At 42.3% G+C, this 21,221-nt stretch carries 18 protein-coding genes; 6 read left to right on the forward strand and 12 right to left on the reverse strand.

The features are described from left to right. Positions 1-16: 16 nt before the first annotated feature. The 3 genes from PCC7418_RS05430 to dxs all read right to left on the reverse strand — a co-directional run bounded on the left by PCC7418_RS05430 (position 17) and on the right by dxs (position 2,692). Positions 17-421 (reverse strand): type II toxin-antitoxin system VapC family toxin, encoded by a 405-nt coding sequence (locus PCC7418_RS05430; protein WP_015225168.1) that lies wholly within the window; start codon positions 419-421, stop codon positions 17-19. Next, entirely contained in the window at positions 421-654 is a 234-nt protein-coding gene (locus PCC7418_RS05435; RefSeq protein ID WP_041596154.1) for an antitoxin, read from the reverse strand. The genes PCC7418_RS05430 and PCC7418_RS05435 overlap by 1 nt, the downstream gene beginning before the upstream one ends. A 121-nt stretch (positions 655-775) precedes the next feature. Further along, a complete protein-coding gene (gene dxs / locus PCC7418_RS05440) occupies positions 776-2,692 on the reverse strand; it encodes a 1-deoxy-D-xylulose-5-phosphate synthase (RefSeq protein ID WP_015225170.1) in 1,917 nt (638 codons plus the stop codon). Between the two features lie 213 nt (positions 2,693-2,905). On the opposite strand from dxs, the gene PCC7418_RS05445 reads away from it, so the two are divergent. The 3 genes from PCC7418_RS05445 (at position 2,906) to PCC7418_RS05455 (ending at position 6,544) form a co-directional block, all read left to right on the forward strand. Continuing rightward, positions 2,906-3,895: an ABC transporter ATP-binding protein gene (locus tag PCC7418_RS05445; protein WP_015225171.1), complete on the forward strand. Its 990-nt coding sequence runs from the start codon at positions 2,906-2,908 to the stop codon at positions 3,893-3,895. 205 nt (positions 3,896-4,100) lie between these two features. Then, on the forward strand, positions 4,101-5,327 hold the full coding sequence (locus PCC7418_RS05450; protein WP_015225172.1) for an RNA-guided endonuclease TnpB family protein: 1,227 nt from the start codon (positions 4,101-4,103) through the stop codon (positions 5,325-5,327). A gap of 485 nt (positions 5,328-5,812) precedes the next feature. Then, entirely contained in the window at positions 5,813-6,544 is a 732-nt protein-coding gene (locus tag PCC7418_RS05455; RefSeq protein ID WP_041596155.1) for a hypothetical protein, read from the forward strand. Here PCC7418_RS05455 and PCC7418_RS05460 read toward each other — a convergent pair. From PCC7418_RS05460 to PCC7418_RS05490, 7 genes are all read right to left on the reverse strand, one after another. Further along, entirely contained in the window at positions 6,482-7,255 is a 774-nt protein-coding gene (locus tag PCC7418_RS05460) for a peptidylprolyl isomerase (RefSeq protein ID WP_015225174.1), read from the reverse strand. The genes PCC7418_RS05455 and PCC7418_RS05460 overlap by 63 nt on opposite strands. Before the next feature lie 130 nt (positions 7,256-7,385). Further along, positions 7,386-7,811, reverse strand: a complete 426-nt coding sequence (locus PCC7418_RS05465) for a hypothetical protein (RefSeq protein ID WP_041596156.1) — start codon at positions 7,809-7,811, stop codon at positions 7,386-7,388. Between the two features lie 183 nt (positions 7,812-7,994). Beyond that, complete coding sequence (locus PCC7418_RS05470) at positions 7,995-8,390, reverse strand: HetP family heterocyst commitment protein (RefSeq protein WP_015225176.1); 396 nt, start codon at positions 8,388-8,390, stop codon at positions 7,995-7,997. 66 nt (positions 8,391-8,456) lie between these two features. Beyond that, a complete protein-coding gene (locus tag PCC7418_RS05475; RefSeq protein ID WP_015225177.1) occupies positions 8,457-9,875 on the reverse strand; it encodes an HlyD family type I secretion periplasmic adaptor subunit in 1,419 nt (472 codons plus the stop codon). A 216-nt stretch (positions 9,876-10,091) separates the two neighbouring features. Further along, positions 10,092-13,184 carry a peptidase domain-containing ABC transporter gene (locus PCC7418_RS05480; RefSeq protein WP_015225178.1) on the reverse strand — a complete coding sequence of 1,031 codons (3,093 nt, stop codon included), beginning with the start codon at positions 13,182-13,184 and terminating at the stop codon, positions 10,092-10,094. Between the two features lie 242 nt (positions 13,185-13,426). Continuing rightward, positions 13,427-14,320 (reverse strand): DMT family transporter, encoded by an 894-nt coding sequence (locus tag PCC7418_RS05485; RefSeq protein ID WP_015225179.1) that lies wholly within the window; start codon positions 14,318-14,320, stop codon positions 13,427-13,429. A 9-nt stretch (positions 14,321-14,329) separates the two neighbouring features. Beyond that, the gene (locus tag PCC7418_RS05490) at positions 14,330-14,797 is read right to left on the reverse strand and encodes a hypothetical protein (RefSeq protein ID WP_015225180.1); all 468 of its coding nucleotides are present in this window, start codon (positions 14,795-14,797) and stop codon (positions 14,330-14,332) included. Between the two features lie 123 nt (positions 14,798-14,920). On the opposite strand from PCC7418_RS05490, the gene PCC7418_RS05495 reads away from it, so the two are divergent. Genes PCC7418_RS05495 through PCC7418_RS05505 form a run of 3 tightly spaced genes read left to right on the forward strand, consistent with a single transcriptional unit; the run spans position 14,921 to position 18,920 of the window. Beyond that, entirely contained in the window at positions 14,921-15,793 is an 873-nt protein-coding gene (locus PCC7418_RS05495; protein ID WP_015225181.1) for an NAD(P)-dependent oxidoreductase, read from the forward strand. A gap of 31 nt (positions 15,794-15,824) precedes the next feature. After that, complete coding sequence (locus PCC7418_RS05500) at positions 15,825-18,101, forward strand: putative PEP-binding protein (RefSeq protein ID WP_015225182.1); 2,277 nt, start codon at positions 15,825-15,827, stop codon at positions 18,099-18,101. Positions 18,102-18,131: 30 nt separating this feature from the next. Then, positions 18,132-18,920, forward strand: coding sequence for a sulfite exporter TauE/SafE family protein (locus PCC7418_RS05505; RefSeq protein ID WP_235620747.1), 789 nt, complete (start codon positions 18,132-18,134; stop codon positions 18,918-18,920). A gap of 65 nt (positions 18,921-18,985) precedes the next feature. On the opposite strand, the gene PCC7418_RS05510 is transcribed toward PCC7418_RS05505, so the two are convergent. Then, positions 18,986-21,049 carry an AAA family ATPase gene (locus PCC7418_RS05510; RefSeq protein WP_015225184.1) on the reverse strand — a complete coding sequence of 688 codons (2,064 nt, stop codon included), beginning with the start codon at positions 21,047-21,049 and terminating at the stop codon, positions 18,986-18,988. Beyond that, positions 21,046-21,210: a hypothetical protein gene (locus PCC7418_RS20435; protein ID WP_015225185.1), complete on the reverse strand. Its 165-nt coding sequence runs from the start codon at positions 21,208-21,210 to the stop codon at positions 21,046-21,048. The genes PCC7418_RS05510 and PCC7418_RS20435 overlap by 4 nt, the downstream gene beginning before the upstream one ends. Positions 21,211-21,221 lie beyond the last annotated feature (11 nt).

Here is a 21,221-nt window from a genome sequence, read left to right on the forward strand (position 1 = left end):
AATACTGCTTCAAACCTCACAATTTAATCCAGTTTTCTACATTTAACTGCTTAATCCGTTTAAATTCTTTTTCATTATTAGTGATCAAAGTTAAACTATATGAAAGTGCTATAGCAGCAATTTGTAAATCCATCGGTCCAATGATTTTTCCTTCTTGTTCTAAGATCGCGCGGATATAGCCACACCAATCGGCAGCACCTTCATCAAACGGTAAAACTTCCAGAGGAGAAACAAACTGACGGATTGCTTGTCGATTGACCTCCAAAAGTTGACTTTTATAAACCCCATACATCAATTCATAAAGAGTAATCGTTGATATACAAATCTCTCCAACTTGATAGTCTTGGAGTCGTTCTAGCACAGATGGAGGTTGCTTTTTGATAATGTAGATGCAGATATTAGTGTCTAATAAAACTTTCATCAAAACATATCTTCCCTAGTATCAAAAGGAAGTTGTTCGGGACGTTCTTCCAGAAAATCTTCTGAAAATAACTCTAGTGAATCCAGCAGGTCATCAAACCCCTCCGAGACAGGTTCAATGAGAAGTCCTCTCCCATATCGAGAAATTTTCACTCGCTTTCCAGAAAGTCGATAATCTCGTGGAATTCTAACTTCTTGGGAATACCCATGCTTAGAAAGACGTGTATATTGCATAGCCTTTTCATTTGTAATGTACATTTATCCATGTACATTATAAATCAATTCCTAAAAAAAGAGGGGAGAAACTAATATTTTGCTTCTTCCCCTCTCTTAACTCACTTGGAATCAATGATTCCTATTTAACAACTGCTGAGGTGGGTGTTTCCTGTTGGAAGAAAGTGGATAAAACTTGTTCTGCAATTTGAGAACTATTTAATCCTAAATCAGCGATCGCTTCTTCAGGTTTCGCATGATCCACTAACTGATCGGGAACGCCAAAGCGCTTCACAGGGACTAAAATATTGTTGTCCATGAAGGCTTCCGTTACGGCTGACCCAAAGCCACCCATTAAACACCCTTCTTCTAAGGTGGCGACGCGCCCAATTTTTTGCGCGAGAGGGAAGATTAAATCGGTATCTAAGGGCTTAACGAAACGAGAATTGACGACAGTGGCTTCAATGCCGTGTTCACTGAGAATTTCAGCAGCTTGCATTGCTGTAGAAACCATAGTTCCATAGCCTAAGAGCAGAATATCATCTCCATTGCGGAGAATTTCGCCTTTGCCAATTTCAATCGGCTCCCAGCCTTCTTCCATGAGGGGAACACCAATGCCATTGCCACGAGGATAACGCATCGCGATCGCGCCATCGGTATAATTAATCCCAGTCACCGTCATCCGTTGTAATTCTGCTTCATCTTTCGGGGCCATTACGACCATATTCGGAAGACAGCGCAGATAAGCAATATCATACATACCTTGGTGAGTGGGGCCATCGGCACCAACAATTCCCGCGCGATCTAAACAGAAGAAAACGGGTAAGTTTTGAATACAGACATCATGAATAATCTGGTCATACGCCCGTTGTAGAAACGTGGAGTAAATTGCAGCCACAGGGCGCATTCCTTCGCAAGCTAGACCTGCAGCCAGAGTAACCGCGTGTTGTTCCGCAATCCCCACATCCACATACTGATCAGGGAGTTTTTGCTGGAGTTTATCTAAACCAGTTCCCGTCGCCATTGCTGCGGTAATCCCGATAATTTTGGGATTACTTTCTGCAAGTTTGGTGAGAGTATGGGCAAAAACTTTACAATATTTCGGCGGTTTCGGTTTGCTAGAGGGCTGGGCTTTACCCGTCGCGATGTTAAACGCACTTTGGGCATGATATCCCACTTGGTCTTTTTCCGCGATCGCGTAACCTTTTCCTTTCGTCGTCGCCACATGGACTAACACAGGACCAGTCACTTGTTCCGCCTGTCTGAAAGTATGAATTAACTCACTTAAGTTATGTCCATCAATGGGACCAAAATATTTAAAGCCTAATTCTTCAATCACCGCGCCCACTTTGGGAACAGCCAACCGTTTCATCCCTTCTTTGACTCGTTCCATTTCAGGGGTTAAAGATTCGCCAAAGAAAGGTAAATGTTTAAATTGTTCTTCTAAATTGTCGCTTAAAAACTGCATCGGTGGGGATAAGCGCACCTTATTCAGATAACGAGAAATCGCCCCCACATTAGGAGAAATCGACATCTCATTATCATTCAACACCACCATTAAATTCGTTTTGGGTAAATGTCCTGCATGGTTAATGGCTTCTAACGCCATACCACCCGTTAAAGCGCCATCACCGATGACAGAAACGACCTTAAACTCTTCGCCTTTGGCATCTCGCGCTAAAGCCATTCCTAACCCCGCAGAAATGCTTGTGGAGGCGTGTCCAGCCCCAAAATGGTCAAAAGGGCTTTCACAGCGTTTGAGATAGCCAGCAATGCCATCTTTTTGGCGTAGGGTATGGAAATTATGATACCGTCCTGTAATCATCTTATGGGGATAGGCTTGGTGTCCCACATCCCAAATCACTTTATCGCGGTCTAAATCTAGAGTTTGATATAAGCCGAGGGTTAGTTCAACCACGCCTAAACCGGGTCCAAGGTGTCCGCCACTGGTGGAAACCGTTTCCAGATGTTTTTCCCGAATTTGTCGGGCGATGGTTTCCAATTCACGAATGGATAAACCGTGCAACTGGTTCGGATGGGTAATTTCGCTAATGTGCATAGGTTGCGTTATTTTACAAGTGCTAGCGTTTGGTTTAGCTGTATTGTCTTTTCTCTACTGTAAAGGATTTAAACTCGCTAATTCCTCTACTTTGTTGCAAAATGCAATATGGTCATTAGTCATTGGTCTTATGTTCTCTCTCTTGGTATCTGGTAACTGATCACTGATAATAGGGAACAATAAATATGATCGTGTTCTAGATAAAGATTTAAGATGGATTCAGTCACCTCTCAACCGAACATCTCTCCTGTTGACCAAGAAGCCCCTCGCGTTGTTCAAACTTGGGAACTGAAAAAAGTCTATCGCACTGGATTCTGGTTAAATCAAACTGTTGAATCTTTAAAAGGGTGTAGTCTGACTGTTTATGAAGGGGAAACCTTCGGCTTGCTTGGCCCCAATGGTGCTGGGAAAACAACCCTCTTAAAAATTTTGTTGGGTATTGTCCGACGGAGTTCGGGACGCGCTGTTTTATTAGGAAAACCCATTGGCGATCGCGCTGTAAAACAAAAATTAGGGTATCTCCCCGAAAATCCCTATCTCTACGATTATCTTACCGCTTGGGAGTTCCTTCAATTTACAGCAGGGCTTTTTCAAATTCCTGCTAGCACCCAAAAGCAACGGATTCCCGAACTGATTGATCAAGTGGGATTAGACCGCAAGACAGCGAAAAAGAAACAAATGCGCCAATACTCCAAGGGGATGTTACAACGAGTTGGGATGGCACAAGCTCTGATCAATGATCCCGAAGTGGTATTCTTAGATGAACCAATGTCAGGTTTAGACCCCATTGGACGTTATCAAATGCGTCAGATTATCTTACATCTCAAAGAACGAGGAAAAACCATCTTTTTTAATTCTCATGTTTTAGCCGATGTCGAACAAATCTGCGATCGCGTTGCTATTTTAGCTCAAGGAGAAATTATTGCCTCTGGTTCTCTCAATGAACTCTTAGGAAGTGAAGACACCTATCAAGTCGTTGGAATCGGGGGAAATCCAGAGAAGTTAAAACAATGGGTGAGTAACCTTGACTTTCAAGAAAATCGTTGGTCTGGTCAACTCCTCACCCACCACAATCTTGATCATTTTTTAGCACAAGTGGCTCATAGCAATGGCAAAATTTTACAATTAAAGCTAGCGCGAATGTCTCTAGAAGACTTTTTCTTGCAAGAGTTACATAAAAAAGGGATTCAAACCAGTAAGTAGCCGACCGTTTCCAACTAAAAATCCGAAACAATACTGAGCAACGGTTGCAGCAAGTCCCTTCCGTTTAGGAAGGCGCCTGCGCGTGACCGTTGGTGAATTCGCCCCACAGCCCCTTGGGATAGTGCGAAAGCGCGAGGGGTTCGATGCCCCGAAGCTAAACAAAACCTAGATATGTTATAATCACAATGGTGAACTTTTGAAGACGATGGAACAGACGTTAACCCTAGTAGTAAAGCTGAATGTAGAACCTGAGCAAGCGGATCAACTTGAAGAGACTGCTCAGGCTTTTGCTAATGCTTGCTCTTGGATTAATGAAAACGTCAACCATCGCTTAACGAATAGGAACTCCATCCAAGCTGTTTGCTACAGCGACGTTAAAGAAAGGTTTGGATTAAAGGCAAATCATATTGTCCGTGCTTGCGCCAGAGTAGGGGCTAACCGATCAACCGCCAAGGCAAAAGGTAGAAAAGTGAAAGGGTTTAAGCCTACTAGCTTTGATTGTGATGGTCGAACGTTCTCCTTTCGAGAAAAAGATTGGACTGTTAGCGTAACTACCCTTGGAAAGCGGTTAAGACTCCCTTTAAGAGCTAGCAACTACCATCGCGGAAAGTTAACGGGACAGAAACCGACTTCGGCTCAAATCTGCAAGCATAAAGACGATCAGTGGTATGTCCACATTCAGCTTAAAAATATTCCCCCTACCCCTCAAAAGACATCTAATGTGATTGGGGTCGATTTTGGGAGAAGGGAAATTGCTAAAACCTCAACCAATCAAGGCTGGGACGGGAAGAACATTCAACAAAAACGAGATAGGTTTAGTCGAGTAAGAGCATCTCTTCAGAAGAAAGCATCCCAAGGCAAGTCCGCGTCGCCTGGGGTTTCCCCAGGCGTTTATGCCGGAGGCACAAGGTCGTCTCGACGCAGATGTCGAGAAGTCTTGAAACGGTTATCGGGACGCGAGAAGAGATATCAAAAATGGTTAAACCACAATATCTCAAAGCAAATCATTGAGGAGGCAAAGCAGACCAACTCAACGGTGGCAATTGAAGATTTAACGGGCATTCGGGAGCGAACTAACCAGAAACCCAGAAACAAGACGGAAAGAAGACGGTCTAACAATTGGGCTTTCTATCAGTTAAGAACGTTCTTGGAATACAAGGGAATTAAAGAAGGAATTAAGGTAGTAGCAGTTCCTCCTGCCTATACCAGCCAAACTTGCCACTGTTGTAACCACATAGGAATTAGAACCAACAAAAATTTCAAGTGTTCTAATCAGTTTTGTGGTTGGATTGGCGATGCCGACTTAAATGGTGCTTTAATGATTAAGAAATGGGGCTGCTCTATAAACCAGCCTGGAGGCTCGGAAGTTCTATCCTGTAGAATTTCCAGGGCTACTGAAAACCCTAACCGAGCGCGAAGCGGGTTAGGGTAGTTTATTGTCTCATCTTCCGATCAGGAGATTGATTCCTCGCCACAACAGGAAATGATGAGGTTTTTTGCTGTCTCCATCAGAACTTAATCTGCTATAGCACTACTTGAAAAGGGAAAGGCTAAGTGTGGAATCCAAATTAATTCAGTATAAATACTAGACAAATTCAAGAAATTCGAGCTATATTACTTATTATTACGTAAATAATAACACTGGGATTAACCAGTTTAACAGTGCTTGTGGATCGGATCATTTTGAGCAACGGTCGCAGCCCGCCCCTTCCGTCTAGGCTAGGAGGGCGTAATCTGCGACTCCTTATCTCAAAACCATCAACTACGTATGTAATTGTACTAGCCATGGATAGTGATCTGCACGGAAGGGTGATTCCTGTTGTTTACCTCCTGAAAACCATTGGTATCATGAAAAATTCGGACACATCAAGGGTAAAAAGTTCGCTACTGCTTAAAAAATCTCCTATTTTCTACGTGATGTTTCCGTTAACGAGTGTCATCACCTTGAGTTTACCCGCTCAAAGTATTAGTTTATCCGAGACGAATTATTCTCTTGAACTCGATAATTTTAGTCATCAACCCGATCGGGTGGCGGTGGAGGTTGAGGCTACTGTCAGTGCTCTTTCTTATGTTGGTTTTATCGAGACGATTGCGAGTTCTGAAGCCACTTTTATGTCTGAATCCTCCCTCATTTTTTCCCAGTCCTCTTCTGACATCAGGCTTGCTGGTGAGGGAAGTCGCTACTTCGGAAAAGCAGAAGTAAGGACACAAGCGATGGGACAATTTTCCATCGCAGCCGAAGAAGAATTCTCCTTTGATTATAAGGGATCATTTAATACGAAAGCCCTCTTCAATTTTCCAGACATCGAAGAATCAAGAACAACAGTGAATATTTCTTTACTGTTGAGTAATGAGACTCATGAAAAAGAGATTTATAACTTAAATTTTTCGAGTCATTCCTCACAAAATGCGGAAATTGCATTTGGGGGTCAGTTTCAAGAATATTTTGAAGAAGACACGCAATTCAATTTATCTGCGAAGACAGAAATTCAAAGCTGTCTTCAAAGTTTTCAAGAGGATCAGATATGTGATTCTTTTCCTCAAATCAATACCTCTACTGGTGTTCCGTTTAATGCTTCTGAAACATTAGGCTTGGTCTTCGCTTTGAGCTTTTTCATCGTCCGTTTGATTAAAAAGCATATAGTCTAATTCTTGAGCGAGCCAATCTTGAAACATTTCATCAAGGAGCATTTGATAAATCTCATTTGTTAGTTCTGGCTGGATAAACTTTTCTACTAAAAAAATATGATAGCCTTGTTCAGAAGCAAAAGGAGTGATGACACTGCCTGGGATTGCTTGGAAAACAAGTGTTGCTATGTTAGGTTTCAAGTCATGGCGATGAACTTTCCCCACATAGCCACACTGAATTCTCCGCTCTGGATCAACATCATATAAATGTGCAGCTTGATAAAAACTCAATTCTTCTTCTTCAATTTGATAAAAAATTTCCCATGCTAACTTTTCGTCAGCAAGAATCATTTCATACAGTAAGATTTGCTCAAATTGATGTTGATTTTGATTGAATAAATCTGTAACAGCTTGCGAAAAAAGATGATTCGCCAGTTTGTGAGCAGCGAGATCTTCATAAATTCCAGCTTCCCAATCTTCAGGAGTGATTAATTCGTCATTTAACCACGCAAAGGTATCTTCAGCTTGTTCTAAGTGCATTTGATGACGAATTTTATCGGCTTCGGCTTGTATTTCTTCAGCACTAATTTCGAGTTGATGATCCTGAATGGCTTGCTGAATAATTTTTTGGTGTAATATTTTGGTGCAAGTCTGTTTTAATTGAACTTGTCTTTTCAGAAACGCGACGATTTCTTCTGCTTCAATTATTTCACCTGAAACGTTAATCATCATAAGTTTTTAGAAAGGGTCTCATCAGTCCGATTAGAATAAATTGGAAAGAAGCGAAACTGAGAACTTGCTTCTTTCCAATTCAGACTTACGCTACGTTAACAGAACTCTAAAAAATGACGAGTTTCATGACTTAAGCAGTAGCAGCGAATGCAGTGCTCTGTGCAGTAGCCACGGCTCCTTTACCTACAGCGACTGCTGCACCAAATGTGAAAGAAGCTGCAAACGAAGGGGGCTGATAGTAATATTTTGGTTTTTTATAGCCATACATGGGTTTTTTGTAGCCTTTTTTCTTCTCAGGCTTTTCAGGCTTTTCATAGCTTTTTCCCCAGCCCCCTAAAAGGGTGTTTTCGTCAGCAACAACTTCCAAGTGTTTGAGATTAGAAATAACCATTTTTTGCTCCTTATTGGTGTGAGTAAATAGCCTTTCGGCTTCAACACTTTTAAATATAATTGCTTGAGCCAGAATCGTAATGCCATATTGGCATAAGTTTTTGATTTTTTGGGAAAAGAACAGTAATTCGTGCAGAAAAAGGACAAATCCATTGGGATATAGCACTTCCCAATCTCATGAGGTACATTCTAAATTTTGGTTCTTTGTTCTTTGTTCTTCGTTCTTTGTTATTTCTTGGTTGTTAATCAATGAACCACGAACTATGAACCATGAACATCCACCGACTCGCATTACGTACCTCAACCAACTAGGAAACGCCATAGTTTTTTCAAGGATGATTTGAGATCACTATAAGCGGATAGAAAGACTCTTACGATAAGAGATCAACTTAGTTGAGTAATACGGTTGTCTTCCTCCTTTCACCTTACTGTGAGGAGTCTGCTTGACGTAATTTAAGTCTTTAATGTGAGGCGTAGATGAAGAGGAGCAGTTGGAATTTTTAGTCTGCTTGGGCTGGATCTTTGATTGTTGATCGGAAGGGGAAGTGGTACAGTTATTTTTAATAAGACGATTATAGGTTCGATAGGGGATATAATGCAGTGGGTTGTATCCTGCTGTTTCTAGAACTAGGACACAAGCCCAAGAATATTTACCAGCTAGAATAGCATCAATAATTTGATCAAATTTTTCTTCACTCATGATTGGGTTACGCTCCTCATTGAAGGAAGATTTTTGATACGACATTGTTACACTCCTCTTAATGATGTGAATTGGTACAAAATTTTTATGCGAGGTGCAGGAAGAATTTGTTTAGAGCTTAAAGCCACTTTCTCGTAGCTTTCGCAAGGGCTCAAAAATGACCTCAGCAATGCGACGGCGACGAGTTACAATTTCAGCACTGGCACTTTGACCTGGTTGAAATTGAATGGTTTGCTGATTATGTTGAATATAGTTGCGATCCAGAGCAATTTCTACTTGATAGAATGTTCCTTTTTCGGTTGTTTTTGAAGTGGGAGAAATGGATAATACTTTTCCTTCAACGACTCCATAGTCTTGATAGGGGTAAGCATCAAATTTGATGTTAACATCCATATTTTTTTCAAGAAAACCCGCTTCTTGGTTAGCAATCATAGCATCTAACACAAGGGGAGAATCTTTCGGTGCAATTTCTGCAATAGTTTGTCCTGGTTGTAGCACTTGACCAATGTTTTGTAAGTTGAGAGATAAGACTGTTCCATCTACAGGAGACTGTAAAAAAGTTTCCTGTTCTTGATTTTTAGCAATGGCTAATTCATTTTTAGTTTCTATAATTTTTCCTTGAAGTTCTTCGATGTTAATCTCAAGTTGTTTAATTTGTTGCTCTGCTTCAAGCTGAGTTCGAGTTTTTTGTTGATCCTTTTGCGCGAGTTCTACTTCCAGGCGTTCCGCCTCTTTTCGGGTGGCATTAATCTCACTTTGTAATTGTAAAACTTTCATCTTACTATCTTGTAAGGCTTGCTGAGCTTGAAAGACATATTCTTGAGAAATTGCACCACTTTTTTCCAAGGGTTGGAGTCGTTCTAAACGTTGTTTATTTTGATTCACTTCTTGTTGTAATGCTGCCAGTTGTTGCGTTTTACTCATCAGTTGCTCTTGGGCATTGGCAATCACAACCGATTGCACTTTTAGGTCAGAATTGGCAATTTCTTCACCATTTAGTGCTTCTATTTTTTTAACTTGTAGTAAGTTTTGTTGCTGTTGTAATTGGTTTTGATAGGTTTCTAATCTTTGCTCAATTTTATTAATTTCTTGTTTCAGTTCTTCTGCATCTAAACTGGCAAGAACTTCTCCCGCAGCAACAGTATCTCCTTCTTCAATCAAGAGTTGTTTGATTCTGCCATTGGTACTAGGTTCTACTTTATAGGTTTTTCCTTGAGGAACTAATGTTCCTTGTGCGCGTCCCACTTCTTCTACTTTGCCAAACCAAGCCCAGCTACCAAAGGCAAGACAAAAAATTAAACCACCTAAAAGAAACCGTAAGGGAAAAGAAGCAGGGGGTTGTTCTAAAAGATTGAGTACCGATGGAGAATAACCATTAGAAACATGATTTAAAGCAGAGGAATTCACTTTACGAATAGCGGAGGAGTTTTGAGGACTTTCCTGAGAGGATTGATGGGACTGTGAGTGACTGGGTAATTGGTAATTTTTTTTCGGAGAAGGTGAGTGATTGGAAGGGGATTCTAAAGGCATTATTTTCTCCCGTTGTCATTACTTTTGATTGTATTGCACCCTAAAAAGATCTTAATTTATTGATGAGAATAAATTCTGCCAACTTGGCAACTTTTTCTTGAGGTTTAAGGTAAGAGGCGGACAAAGTGACTGACGTTTTGATCATTAAATTGAGTGCATCAAATAATGAGATCAAAACGATTTCTTATCGGAAGTTAAGAGTGACTTGATCGGGGTTTAAATATCAATTTGCTGTTTAGCTAAGTGATAGTATAATTGCTGGGCTTCAATTAATTCCTCATGAGTTCCTTTTTCTACTAATAAACCTTGATTTAAGACTAAAATGCAGTCGGCATCGCGCACGGTGGAAAGGCGATGGGCAATGATAAACGTGGTTCGATCGCGCTGGAGACGTTTCAGATTACTTTGAAACCGTTGTTCCGATTCCGTATCGAGGGCACTAGTGGCTTCGTCGAGAATGAGCAGTTTGGGATGATCTAACAAAGCCCGCGCGATCGCGATTCGTTGCCGTTGTCCTCCCGATAAGGTTGCTCCTCGCTCTCCCACTTTCGTGTTATAACCAAGGGGCATGGCTTGAATAAAACTGTGTGCTTCAGCAAGTTTGGCTGCTTCAATCACTTCTTCGAGGCTAAACTCAGGTCGGTACATCGTAATATTTTCTAAGATGGTTCCAGAGAACAAAAAGCAATCCTGAGAGACAACCCCCAGTTGGGAACGGAGAGAATGAGGCGAAACGTGCCGTAAGTCGTGACCATCAATAAAAATCCGTCCCTGATCTGGTTGATATAACCCTTGCAGCAGTTTCACCAGCGTACTTTTACCAGATCCACTGCGTCCCACAATCGCGATCGTTTCTCCAGCATTAGCCTCAAACGACACCCCATCCAGAGCATTCTGTCCTTCTTCTGCACTATAACCAAAGACAACATTCTGAAAACTGACATTCCCTTCTAACTGCGGTAAAGGAAGCATAGTTTGGTCTGCAGTTTCCTCGGATTGCACAAGGAAGACATCATTGAGTCGTTCCACTGCAATCAAGACTTCTTGTAATTCATCCCAAATATTCGCCAATGCCAAAATGGGATTAATCACCCGTCCCAGCAGCATATTAAAAGCAACCAGTTGTCCAATAGTGAGTTCGCCTCGAATCACGAGACTCGCCCCGTACCATAACAACGCTGTTGATCCAATAATGTTAATAAAGCCATTAAGGGCTTCGAGTTTGATCCCAAATTTTTCTTGCCGAAAGCTAGTATTCAAAAAATCGGTGAAATGGCTTTCCCAGCGCCACCGCAACTCTTGTTCTGAAGCCGTGGTTTTAACGGTTTCGATACCAGTAATCGTCTCCACAAGGGCTGAATTTTCCGCAGCCGATTGATTAAACACTTGTCGGGAGAGTTTTCGCATCCAAGGGGTAGCGATTAAGGTTGAGATCATAATCGGTGGAATAATAGCAAGAATCAAAAAGGTTAATTCCCAGTTGTAGTAAAACATCAACCCGAGATAAACCACACTCATCAGGATGTCTAACCAAGCCACCATCCCATTACTAAGTAAAAACTGTTGGATTTTTTGATTCTCATTGACGCGGGTGAGAATATCCCCCACTTGACGGGATTCAAAAAACTTAAGGGGGAGTTTCATCGTATGACGAATAAACCCGCCAATCATGGTTAAATCCAAAATATTGGCGAGATAGCTAAACAAATACTGTCGGGTTGAGGATAAAATCACTTCCGCCATTCCAAAAATCAAAATCCCGATCGCGAAAACATTCAACATACTTAAGCTGCGAGTGACGACCACTTGGTCGAGAATGATTTGGGTAAACAACGGCGTGACCAGACCGAAGACTTGAATTAACAGTGACGCTAAGATGATTTGGAAGGCGGTTGATTGATAGGGGAACAGGAGCTTAAAAAATCTCCCTAAAGAGGGCTTTTCATCAGGGAGTTCTTTTAACTGTTCAGTGGGGTTAAGTAACAGCGCATATCCTGTCCAACCTTGCAAGAATTCTCGTTTGGATAAGCTAAACTTACCCCGAGCGGGATCAGCGACCAGCACTCGCCTTTTCTGCACGTGATAAACCACTACATAATGATCTCCTTGCCAGTGAGCAATCCAAGGATTATTCTGAATCGTACTCACTAGGGCATCTAAACTACCTCGTACTGGTTTGGCAATATAGCCTAATTTTTCCGCAACTTTAGCAAGTACAGAGAGGGATGTACCAGAACGCCCGACATTGCCTAAACTGCGAACAGAATTAATACTCAATCGTTTGTCCCAGTACAGGCTAATCATGACCAAACAAGCAATCCCACAATCAGAGCTACTTTGTTGTTCAATAAAGGGATAACGTCGCCAAATCCGTTTTCGTCTGCTTTGGGGTTGAGGAAATTCCACTTCAACGGTTTCTGTCGGTAAAGCCGAGGTAGCAGCGGTTTGACGCTGCGATGACTTTTCGGACTTGGGGACAATCGGAGATGGGGTCGAGAGTTGGTGGTTGTTGGTTTCGGGGTGATGATCGGGTTCTGAGGTTGAGAGTTGGTGTAAGTGCTCTTGGGGAAGATAATAGAGTTTGAGCGGGGTTTGCGCGACCCAATCCGAGCCGACGGGATCGGTATCTCCCCAGGCCTTGACCGATGAGGGATGAATTTGACCTTGACGTAGCCAAAATCGTCCCGCTTGGGTCGGTGTGGCTTCCGCGAGAGACGTACCTGCAGCCATGTCTAGGGCTTGGAGATGAGGAACAATCCCTTGCAAACGATGGGCGGGAAAGGTTCTCAGTTCAGTTAAGGTTTTCAGAAATATTAAGCGTTGTCGCTTCTGAGCGATTTTGATCCAAAGGGTTTTCAGTTGCGGATACTCTCGAAACCATTTATTTTGTTGGGATCTCCTGAGACGAGCGACTGCTACAGGAGTGGTATTGTCAGCAGCGACCACTTGATAAGATAAACCATTCTCTTCCGCAAGTTGATCACCTCCAAATAATGCTCCTTGTTTTAAAACTTCTACTGAGACTTGTCGTTGTTTTTGCGGGTCAAAACTGAGTAAGCGCACTCGCCCTTGCGTAATGCAATATAAATCCTGATCCGATTGGTTATTGTCTTGTTCAGAGGTAGCTAAGTATTCATAAATTAAATCACCAAAGTGAAAAGAAAGGGATGTAAAGTCATTACTAAAATTGGTAATCACTTTCTGATCTAGGCTTTCTAAGATGGGGTCTTGTTTCAAGACACTTGACAACAGACTTTCCTGTGAAAGGGTCGAGGATGGTTTTCCTTGATGATTGAAATCAGTCTGCATATATTTACTGAATTACGTAATGAGTTAGAACAATTTCGGTTAATTTGGGTTAGAGGTTTAAAGAAGTTATGAAGACCCTATGGTTGTTTTTTGACGGGAATTACATCAAATCTTGACGTAACTTGGATTCGTTATTATTTCTTACGTTAACACGCAAAAAAGTAGTTGTAAATACGGAATATAAATCAGGGAATTGATTGATCTAGTGATTCGAGATCAAACAACATTACGGTTAAATAATTTTAATTAGGTAAAAACAAGAATCCGATTCCAGTTAGTGCAATGAAAACGCCAAGAATTGCTCGGAGGGTAATGGTTTCTTTGAGAAATGCTGCAATGGGAAGCACAAAAAGCGGGCTGGTTGAGCTTAAGGTTTGAGCCACGCCAGTTGCTGTAAACTTGAGGGAAATCTGCTGCAACCAAATGCCCAAGTAGGTGCTGGCGAAAGCAGTGATAAAAATAATCCCGACTAAGCGCCATGACCATTGCAAGGAAGGGAGTTTAAGCTGTTGTTGTCGGGAGACAAGTAAGGGAATAAGAGAGAGTGTCCCTGCACTGAGGCGGATCAGGGTACTCCAGAGGGGATTAAGGTCAAAATCAGTTAATGCGGAACGAGAAAGCACTGCACCGACCGCTTGCGCGATCGCGCTGGCGAGCCCAAACCCAATCCCAAGTTTTAAGTTTTCGACGGTTAAATCTTGATTGCTGGTACGTTCACTAATTACAGTGGCGACACCCACTAAAGTTAAGATAATGCCTAGCCAAGCCGACACAGACAGGGTTTCTTGCAGGAAAATCAGGGCGATCATCGCAGCCAACGGAGGCGCAAGGGTTTCAAACAACAAGGCTCGTCTTGCGCCCAAATACTTGAGACTGGAAAAGAAAACCGTATCGCCAAAGCCAATCCCAATGATGCCACTGGTGACGAGGAAGAGGATGGGAAGGAGGGGAAGGGTGGGGAAGGTGCTTTGGGTGATAATTGCGGTGAAGGCTAAGAGAAACAGCGCGATCGCGCCCTTTAAGAAATTCAGGAATAAAGGGGACATCTGCTGTCCGAGACGGCTATAAACCACCGAAGCACTCGCCCATAACAAAGCAGCGAATAAAGCAGCAAATTCCCCCTTAAAATCAAGCATCAGAGCTAACTACAGTACCGTGTGGGTGTGAGAGTGTTGTTTGACATTATCCTCGGTGCGTACCATCCGTTCCGCGTTGAGAACTCGTTTCCGTTTCGTGGAATGATTAAGATCGGTTTTCAGTGTGCCCAAAGGAAAAGAGGATTGTAAATGATCATGATACTTGTAAGTGCGTACCGCAGCAATCACGCGCTCGGTAAAGTCTGTTCCAAAATCGGAATCTTGGGGGAAATCATCGGGCTTGATCAAGTTTTTCCCGTCAAACACTTCTTTCACGGGTTTGGCTGCAATCATCTGATAAGAGGTTTCTGCTCCTCCTAAAACTGACTCTAAACTAGAAGAAGGAATGGGTTCAATAACATTCACTTGCTTGGTTTCTCCTTCTTCCCGAATGAAGCAAGTGGCAACCCCAAACACACAATAATCATCTTGGGAGATTTCTGGGGCGTTACTAAATAAAACGGTGTCTGTGGTCATAATAATTTAACGGCTGCAATCCAATTATAGTTTCTGCTTTTGGGATGATCTTGACAGACTTTCTCTCTGATATCCTGCTTAGGCAAATATTTGTTGCAATTGGGCGCATTGAGGTAACGTTTTATGAAAATTGGTTTACTGGGAACGGGTTTGATGGGACAGGCGATGGCACAAACGCTCCTCGCTGCGGACTATTCGGTGATGGCGTATAACCGTACAGCCGAAAAGTTAGATCCTCTGAAAGAAAAAGGCTGCGCGATCGCGCGATCGGCTGCTCATTTAATTTCAAACTGCGATTGTATCATTTTAATGTTAAGTGATGCTCCTGCGATTCGAGAGGTTGTCCTCGCCACAGAAAGCGCCCAAGAGTTATCTGGACACACGATTATTCAAATGGGGACGATCGCGCCGAAAGAAAGTAGAGAGTTGCAATCTGAGATTGTTAGTTCTGGTGGAGATTATTTAGAAGCCCCTGTGTTAGGGAGTGTTCCTCAAGCGCAGTCTGGAACATTACAAGTGATGGTTGGGGGAACACAAGAACAGTTTGACCAGTGGAATGCGGTCTTGTCTGCTTTCGGAAAACCCTTTTTAGTGGGAGAAGTGGGGAAAGCAGCGACCTTAAAACTCGCCTTAAATCAATTAATTGTTTCTCTCACGGGTGCATTTTCTATGAGTTTAGCTTTTGCACAGCAAGAAGGGTTAGATGTGGAAATGTTGATGTCAGTTTTAAGAGAAAGTGCGTTATACGCGCCCACGTTTGATAAGAAACTGAAACGAATGGTCAGCCATGATTACAGTAATCCTAATTTTCCCACGAAGCATCTGTTAAAAGATACTCGCTTATTTTTAGATGCAGCCAAGACAGAAGGATTAACGGTTTCTGCATTACAAGGAATGGAAACCATTTTAGAAGCTGCATTAGACTTAGGGTTAGGCGATGAAGATTATTCGGCTTTATTTGAAGTCATCCAATCCTCAGTGAGCAGTGAGCAGTGACTAATGACCAATGACTAATGACTAATGACTAATGACCAATGACATCTATGATTTAGATAGCATTAATTCATCTCATCGCCAAGTGGTAGGAGATAAAGCGATCGCGCTGAGTTGGCTTTCCCAACAAGGGTTTCCCGTTTCCTCAGGGGTAGTCGTCGGGAGTCAAGTTTTGGGGTCGGTGTTGAGTCGAGAAGAGTCCTTTGCGTCTCTAAAGCAAGTAATCCCGACGCTGAATGATTATGAAAGGTTACAACAAACGGCTCAAACCTTGTCGGAATTGGTCAGTGAGTTTGTATTCGATCCCGATTGGTATCAGGAACTGTATCAAAAAATTGCCTCTTGGGAAACACAAACACTAATCTTCCGCCCTTCCGTTGTCTTCCCCCCATCTCATCCTCCAGTGTCGGGTTTATTCGCCTCATACTGTTGTTTATTTCAGAAAGATGAAATTGAAATAGGATTAAAGCGGGTGTGGCGTTCATTCTTCTACGCCCGTAATTTATTTTATTGGCAACAGCAAGGAATCAGTTGGGAGAGTTTAGGATTAGCGGTACTGATGCAACCGATATCAAGCGCGATCGCGTCAGGGATTTTAGAAGTGAGGGAACAACAATGTTACCTGCAAGCAGTACAAGGGTTAGGACACAGTTTAGTCTGGGGAGAAGCGTCACCAGAAACGTACCACGTTGATCTGACCCTGCAAGAAATCAAAGGTCATCAACTGGCTTATCAAACTCGCATTTACCAACTTAATCCCTCACTAGAGGTGACGACGGTGGACAAAGAAGCTGAGAAAGCTGTTTTAAGTTCCCGCCAATTTTCTGAGTTGATTAAACTAGCGGTCAGTTTACAGGGAAAAATGAAGCAAAATTTTCGCTGTGAATGGACATTTTTCCCCGAATCTAACTCCGACAACGGTCAAGACGAAAGTTCTCTCTTATACTTAACTCAATTTTCCTCTGAGATCTCTATGGTTACCAAGAGTGATTCCCAATCCCGAAACTTCAAAGCTAACGAACCTGTCACGCCCACAAGGTCTCGTCTTCTGGTGAAGGGGATTGGTTCGGCTTGCGGAACCGCAACGGGACAAGTTTATGTCGTTGGGAAAGATGACGATCAAAGGTTTCCTCCCCAAGGGATTTTAGTAACAACTAACGTGAACTCTCAAACTTTACCTTTGATTAAACGGGCGAAGGGATTGATTGTCGAACAGGGAGGGGTGACTTCTCATGGCGCGATCTTGGCTCGGGAGTTGAACATTCCTGCGGTTGTTGGTGCAGAAGGCGCGGTTGAGGTTTTAGCAGGAGAAACAGAAGTGATGGTTGATGGCGATCAAGGAGAAGTGTTACGCCCCCCTCTAGAAGCAGAAACGAAGACGAAAACGCTTCCGACTTCGGAAAGACCTGAAAGAACGGTTTTAGCTACCCAGTTGCTGGTCAATGTCTCTCAGCGCGATCGCTCTCAGGAACTGTCTCAACTCCCAGTGGATGGCGTGGGCTTAATTCGTTCTGACTTAATGTTATTAGAATTACTGGAAGAACACTCTTTATCTACTTGGTTGTCTTCCTCTTTTCGTGACCAATTTATTCAACGCTTGGCTGATACGATCGGTGAGTTGGCGGAAGCATTTTTTCCCCGCCCAGTTTTCTATCGTTCCACAGATTGGCTCAGTGTGGAATCTTCAGAAATCCCTCTGTTAGGCGCGAGAGGGGCTTACAGCTATCGCAAACATCCAGAATTTTTTTCAGCCCAGATGTTTGCCCTGCGACACTTACAACAGCATCATGGCTACAACAATATTAACCTTATAATACCATTTGTTCGTAGTGTTGAGGAAGTGGAGTTTTGCAAAAGTTTACTCACTGAAATTGGGGTGGAAAAAAGCTGTCAGTTATGGATCATGGCGGAAGTCCCTTCCGTGGTTTATTTATTACCAGAATATGCGAAAGCTGGGGTGGAAGGGATTGCGATCGGGACGAATGATCTCACGCAATTATTATTAGGAGTTGACCGCGAACAAGGGGCATTACAAGGTCAATATAATGAACGTCATCCAGCCTTAAAAGCTGCATTAAAAGGATTAATTACAACAGCAAGATCCCAAGGGATTTTTTGTTCAGTGTGTGGACAAGGGGTGGTTTTATATCCAGAATTAGTGTCTGATCTGGTGCGTTGGGGAGTGACTAGCATTTCTGTAGAAGAGTCAGGAGTGGAAGAAACTTATGGCGCGATCGCGCGGTCAGAAAAACAATTGTTGCTCGAAGCAGCGAGAAACCAATTAGGGCGCGATCGTGATCTTCCCCTTTAAATTTTTAAATTCGGCTAGAATTTGCAAATAATGCTTTCACTCTCACTTGATCTAATGGAAAACCTTTGGTTACTTGCAGGAGGCGGTCTTTTTTCTGGATTACTGGCGGGTTTATTTGGAATCGGTGGTGGAACAGTCCTTGTTCCCATCATTATTACTGTCGGTTATACACCAGTCCAGGCGGTAGCAACCAGTAGTCTCGCCATCGTCTTAACAGCACTCTCGGGGAGTTGGCAAAATTATCGCATGGGCTATCTCGACTTAAAGCGAGTGTGGAGTTTAGGGTTCTCGGCGATTATTACTGCTCAGTTTGGGGCGTATATTGCCAGTGATCTTTCGGATCGTATCCTTTTATTCGCGTTTGGCATTTTATTGCTCATCAATATCTTTCTGGCGAGTTGGCGTAAAACCTTAGCGAAACAAGACGATCAGGGTCAAGAAAAAACTCAATATCGAACCCTAGGACGAGTGGCAACAGGGGGTCTTGCGGGGTTTCTTGCGGGGTTATTTGGTATTGGCGGTGGGGTGATTATGGTTCCGCTACAAATGGTCTTACTAGGAGAATCGATTAAAGTGGCGATTCAAACGAGTTTAGGGGTGATTGTCATTACTGCGATTTCAGCAACGGTGGGACACGCTTGGCAGGGAAATGTTTTATTTTGGCAAGGATTGATTTTAGGCTGTGGGGGCTTAGTGGGGGCGCAGGTGAGTACCCGTTATTTACCTAAATTGCGCGATCGCGCGATCGCTTTCGGTTTCTATGCCTTGCTCGTCATATTAGCCATTTATACCTTTTGGCGAGCCAGTCTTTTGAACTAACTAAATGAAATCGAAAAAAGTCTGCTTGATACCGATCCTTACCAAGGGAGATTAGGGGGGGGATTTCATATAATCTCTCGAATTTCTGTATATTCAAACCCATTTTCACTGGGCTGTACTAAAGGATAATACCTCCCATTAATGGTTAAGCCGTCTTCGCTGCAATCTCGTTTTGGCGAGAAATAAACTAAAACATATTGCTTACCAATAAACTGATTCATCTCTTCAGCAACTTCACCACGCCATTGGGTTTTTGTGACCAGAACAACTAACTGATTCGCCAGTTTCGGGAGAGCTTTTGCCACTTGTCGGCGATAAATTTCATCTAAACTGCCAAAGGGAGAATCCATGACCATCGGAAAGGTGCTACTATCAGGAGCGATGAGGGTATTATTGGCGCTCCAATTACGAACACGATCCATAATTCCGCCAATTAAAGAGAGACTTAAAATTTGGTTTTCTCCAGTAGAAGCAGCAACCACTTGTTCTTCCCCAGTTGTTGTTTCTACTAAACTCAATTCATAATTGGAATCCAGTTTTGGCACATAGGGTGTAAAGGAAATATCCGCAAAAATCTCCTGTACTTTTTGTTCTAACGTGATGCGAAACCGTTGCTCAATATCCGATTTCAGTTGTTGAATACAGGCAATCGCTGCTTCTGTAGCTTCTCGGCGACGTTGCACTAATTGCTGTTTTGCTTCCTTACTTTCCTCTTGATTCAATTGTTGATTGAGGAGGTCTAATTGCTCGCTTTTTTGTTGCAGTTCAATTTCATTTCGTCCTTTCTCAATCAAGAGAGATTCCAATTCTTTCTCGCTACTATCTAACGCTTCTTGTAGTGCGTTAATTTTCTCATCAGGATACTCTCGCAACTGCTGTTTCACCGTTTCTAATTGGTGCTCTAACGTTGTTAATGTTTCTCTGAATTGTGTCACTTGCTCTTGTCGATCATCAATGATTTCCCAAAACTTCAGAGCCTGTTTTTCAATTTCTTGGGTTTGACTCTGTAAGCGCATTAAACCTTCTTCCACATCACCATTTTCAGCTTTTTCCATCCATGATGTCACTTGTTCATGGGGAGAAGTGCCTGCAATTAATTCTGTTCCACAAATACAACGCTGCTGGTTAATCAAGTTTTGGACAAAGGGCTTTTTTATCCCACGAGGAAGTGCTTCGGTTTCGTCTAAACTTGCAAATAAATCAGAACATTTTTCTACCAAACTCATCATAAAAACCGTATAACCTTGACTAGAAATCGTTTGTTTAATTTCTTGATGGAAGCGGACTAATTGTTCTCGCGTCAGTTTAATTTCCCGCTCTAGGTTACTTTTCAGGATTTGTAAATCTTCTGCACCTTTCAGCGCGAGTAATTCTTCTCCTAACTGTTGTTTCCGATTTTGTGCTTGTTCAATGTTCTCTTCAACGCGATCTTGATGGTCTCGAATGCGATCAATTTCTTGCTCAATATCTTGTTTATTTTGAATTAGAGTTTGCGTTTGAATATTGCCAATTTTGCGGAGTTCTTCTTCTAAGCTGCGACGTGCATTTTTGAGATGTTCTGCGGAGCGTTCAAAAATCTTAATGCCTAATAATTCTTTTGTTGCTTCTGTTAATCCCGTCTTTTTTTGATAACGAATAATATGATCAATGCGTTCTCCATCAAAGAAAAAATACTGGTGTAAGCTAGCGGGTAAAATGCGCCCAATAATTTCTTCAGGATGTTCTAAGGGCGGTCGCCAACAACCATCATCCCCTGCAACCAGCATAAATAATTGACTTTCCCCTTCTTCAACAATTTCCTGATCCGTTTTTTTGGTTGCATAACAACGGCGTTTCAACTGATAGGATTTATATTCATGCTCAAAATTTAAATCAACAAAATATTCAATAGACTTGCCAGGAATAGCTTCTTGAATAGCTCGTTTATTAACCAGATACTCCGCGTGAGCAAAAGCTGCTGTAAACTGCTCATAAAGCACCCAAGTAAAGGCATTTAAAAGCGTAGTTTTACCCGCCCCATTATTCCCATGAATCATGGTTATATTTTTGGCTTCACCCGATAATTGAATCTCGGGTGTTGCACCGTAAAACTGACGAAAATTGCAGAGTTTGACGGATTTTAACCTCATTGCACAACGTCTTTAATAATGTTGAGAATTTCCTCATTAATATACCGAGGAGTTTTTTGATAAAGTTTCTTTTTCTCCAGTTGTAACACTTGGGTTACAATTTGTTGGACTTCTGGAGAAAATTGTTGGAGATGAGTTTGGAGATAGTTGTCATTACTCATTAGTCATTGGG

It is taken from the genome of Halothece sp. PCC 7418, from assembly GCF_000317635.1.
Classification (GTDB): domain Bacteria; phylum Cyanobacteriota; class Cyanobacteriia; order Cyanobacteriales; family Rubidibacteraceae; genus Halothece.